The organism is Paenibacillus sp. 1-18, from assembly GCF_000520755.1.
In the GTDB taxonomy this organism is placed as follows: Bacteria; Bacillota; Bacilli; order Paenibacillales; family Paenibacillaceae; genus Paenibacillus; species Paenibacillus brasilensis.
In genome coordinates this window covers 1-3380 of sequence record NZ_ASSB01000161.1, presented here as the reverse complement: position 1 = coordinate 3380, position 3380 = coordinate 1, and the positions used below count along the sequence as shown (strand labels likewise).

Below are 3380 nucleotides of genomic sequence, written 5' to 3'. Positions count from 1 at the left end.
GGGCAACCAAAGAATGCTTCCGGGTACGGCAGCCGGGTCAGCGGTGGAGCGTCCGCATCCGGTGTAGCAACCCGTGTGAGCAGCAAGCCTGGACCGGGCAATGCTGCGGCGCGAACGGCCACGTCGGTGGCAGGCTCACGTACAGAGCCACGCATCAGCGTGCCTGTGTGGAAATGCACCGACGACGCCTGCAAGGCGTGGATGCGGCGCGATACAACGAGCGCCCGCCGCACAGCTGCGGCCAGCACAGGCACGCCACCGGTGTGCCCGCTCTGCTCCTCCCCGATGACGGAGGGGACACGCAGTATCCCGGCCAGATAAGGGCGGGGCGCGAATAGCCGGTATGAGGGCTGTGCTTCCACTGCACTCGTGATATCAGTCCGACTTGTGGAGAGCTATAATGAATCAAAAAAAGCACTGTCGTTCATGTTCTCGGCAGCCTTCGAAAGACAGACCTAATAAAAGTAAAAGCGGCAGACTAGGACGTGAAAACCAAGCCTAGTCTGCCGCTTTCAGAATATGGAGCGGTCCCTTTTGATAGAACTTCTCTGTCTCCTTCACAAGTGAGTTTATTACTTCTAACGGACTAATTTATTTATTCTTGACTTAAACTATGGTTTAAATCGTATGATATTCCTGTCGACAGAGTAAGATACAATTTGGAGGACTCCAGATGAAATATTGTTCCATTAGCGAAGCATCAGCCAAATTCAATATTCCAGAATCTACGTTGCGTTATTATGAAAAAAAGGACTCCTACCATTAATCGAGCGGGATGGAGCGGGGAGGCGGCTATTTTCAGAAGACCAAATTGCGCTCCTTGAAACCGTTATATGTTTAAAAAACACGCACATGTCAATTAGCAATATTAAGCAATATTAAGCAATATATTGATTGGATCGTAGAAGGGGATAACACCCTCCAACCCCGACTTGAAATGATGAAGTTTCACAAGCAAGCCGTACTAGATGAAATTTCGTTGATGACAGAATCCTTAAAAGGAATTGACTTTAAAATTACACGTTATACCAAACGTATTCAGGAAAGTAACAAAGACTGATGAGGGGAGTGAAAAACAATGAAGCTTTCAGGAAATACAATACTAATTACAGGCGGAGGTTCTGGAATAGGATTAGCTTTTGCAGAACGTTTTCTAAAAGTTAGAAATAAAGTCATTGTTTCTGGACGACGTGAACATGTACTTCAAAAGGCGAAAGAAAAATTCCCTTGTGTTAGTCAACAACGCCGGTATCCAACAACGCTTTAATGTTTTAAAAACGGATGCGAAAAACAATTGGGATTATTTCAACAAAGAAATCACAACTAACATTGAAGCACCTTTCCATCTTTCCATGCTGTTCGCTCCATATTTTGCAACAAAAGAAGAAGCTACTATCATTAACGTCACTTCTGGGTTAGCTTTTACGCCGTTTGCGATTGCTCCGATCTATTCGGCAACGAAAGCGGCACTTCATTCATTTACAATCAGCCTAAGACACCAACTTTCTGACACGTCTGTAGAGGTAATTGAAGTTGTTCCTCCGGCAGTGAGTACAGATTTAGGCGGAGCAGGGTTGCATATGCATGGAGAACCATTAGATGCCTTCGCAGATGGGATTTTCAAAGGATTAGAAGAGGGTTCAAAGGAAATTGGATATGGTACTTCTGTGGCACGCTTACGCATGTCACGAAATGAAGTCGACGAATACGTAGAAAATATGTATTCGGCAACGAAAAACTCAATTGAATAACTCACTTATGAGATTGATATAAAAAAGCAAAACTCGCCCCTATGAAGGCGAGTTTTCTTCCATATTGTATACTCAATAGCTTCTCCAAGGTTGGGTACAAGTCGGACTTAATTACTGATCGAATCAATACTTTCTTCACAGAAACAATCTATCACCCAATCGGTGTTCCATCAGGTAGTTTAAAATCAGGCTTTAATAGAACTACATCCCCCTTTTCGGGTATTCCTCCAAGGACTAATACCTCTGATTTAAAGCCTGCTATACGTCGAGGAGGAAAGTTGACTATACCTATTATTTGTTCACCTATAATTTCTTCAGCCGTATACCTTTTTGTGATTTGGGCACTCGATGTTTTTATTCCGATATCTTGTCCAAAATCAATCTCAAGTTTGATCGCAGGTACTTTTGCTTCTGCAAAAAACTCAGCTTTTATAATTGTTCCAACACGAATATCCAGGTTCAAAAAATCATCAATCGTTGCCATTTAAACCTTCACCTCATCTTTTGTCTTTTCCTAAAATTACACACTAATCAATTTGAATTATAATTAGCAATTGAGTAGTTTAAGGTTTGTAACCAAAAATACATACCCATGCCTAGTAATGTCATTAATCCACCTATGAATTGGAATATAGAGATTGTTTCTCCCAAGAATAGATAGGCGAGAATTATAGCTAAAACAGGCTCTCCAATAATACCAACAGAAACAGTAGTTGCGCCTATAGATTTTAACAACAGATTAAAAATATATTGTCCAAAAATAGTTGGGATTACTGCAAGTAAAAAGAAATATGTCCAATCCGAAGAGTCATATTCTATCAATGTGATATGATTTAACAAACTGTAGACCAGCATGACGCTCCCACCAATAAAAAAGACAATAACACTATATAAATTTGCGTCCATTTTGCGACTTACTCTCTGTCCTGCCAACATATATGCTGAAACCAAAATTGTTCCTAATAAAGATAATCCATCTCCTATTAATGCTTCCCTCGAAACTCCGATGTCTCCCCAAGCTATAATGACTGAACCGAAAAGAGCAGCTATCAAACAAAGAATGGTTAATATGTTGGTTCGTTCTCTGAACATAAAGTATGAACCAATCATCACAAATAAAGTTTGTAATGATAAGATAACCATGGAACTCGCAACTGAGGTATATACCAAAGATTCCATCCAAAACAAGAAGTATAACCCTAGAAATAGACCAGCTAAAAAACGGTACTCCAATCTTTTTTGTTCATCTCAAGGGATCGGAGAGTTTTCCAAGGTACAAAAGGAAGCATAATGATTACTGATATATACAATCTGTACATTCCAGCCACAGCGGTTGGAGTATCTGAGGATTTTATCATAATGGATGAGATAGAAACAGACAGTATGCTGATGAACAGCAAAATATACGGATGAGACAGTAACGACGATTGATTTATTTTCACAGGTACGCCTCCAAGATGTCTTATCCAATCGTCTGTGCACAGGATTGTAATGATAAGCCGAAGATATTATATAATAATATCACCGCTTTTATTTTATTTGTGCAAATATATCTCTAATTTATATAGAAATATCGTCATCTGAAAGGACCTCGCAAAAATGGAAAAACAATTGCACGAGACCATTTTA

At 40.4% G+C, this 3380-nt stretch carries 3 protein-coding genes and 2 pseudogenes; 3 read left to right on the top strand and 2 right to left on the bottom strand.

Going from position 1 to position 3380, the window contains the following annotated elements; all coding sequences use genetic code 11:
- Positions 1–75: 75 nt before the first annotated feature.
- From L693_RS31310 to L693_RS0110275, 3 genes and pseudogenes are all read left to right on the top strand, one after another.
- The gene (locus L693_RS31310) at positions 76–321 is read left to right on the top strand and encodes a cold-inducible protein YdjO-related protein (RefSeq protein WP_331281089.1); all 246 of its coding nucleotides are present in this window, start codon (positions 76–78) and stop codon (positions 319–321) included.
- A gap of 352 nt (positions 322–673) precedes the next feature.
- Positions 674–882: pseudogene (locus L693_RS32410) on the top strand (MerR family transcriptional regulator).
- 196 nt (positions 883–1078) lie between these two features.
- Positions 1079–1751 (top strand): annotated as a pseudogene (locus L693_RS0110275) (SDR family oxidoreductase).
- Between the two features lie 151 nt (positions 1752–1902).
- Here L693_RS0110275 and csaA read toward each other — a convergent pair.
- Together csaA and L693_RS0110265 are read right to left on the bottom strand one after the other, a co-directional pair.
- A complete protein-coding gene (csaA, locus tag L693_RS0110270) occupies positions 1903–2235 on the bottom strand; it encodes a chaperone CsaA (RefSeq protein ID WP_025717185.1) in 333 nt (110 codons plus the stop codon).
- 47 nt (positions 2236–2282) lie between these two features.
- Positions 2283–2930 carry a DMT family transporter gene (locus tag L693_RS0110265; RefSeq protein WP_231503599.1) on the bottom strand — a complete coding sequence of 216 codons (648 nt, stop codon included), beginning with the start codon at positions 2928–2930 and terminating at the stop codon, positions 2283–2285.
- Between the last annotated feature and the right edge of the window lie 450 nt (positions 2931–3380).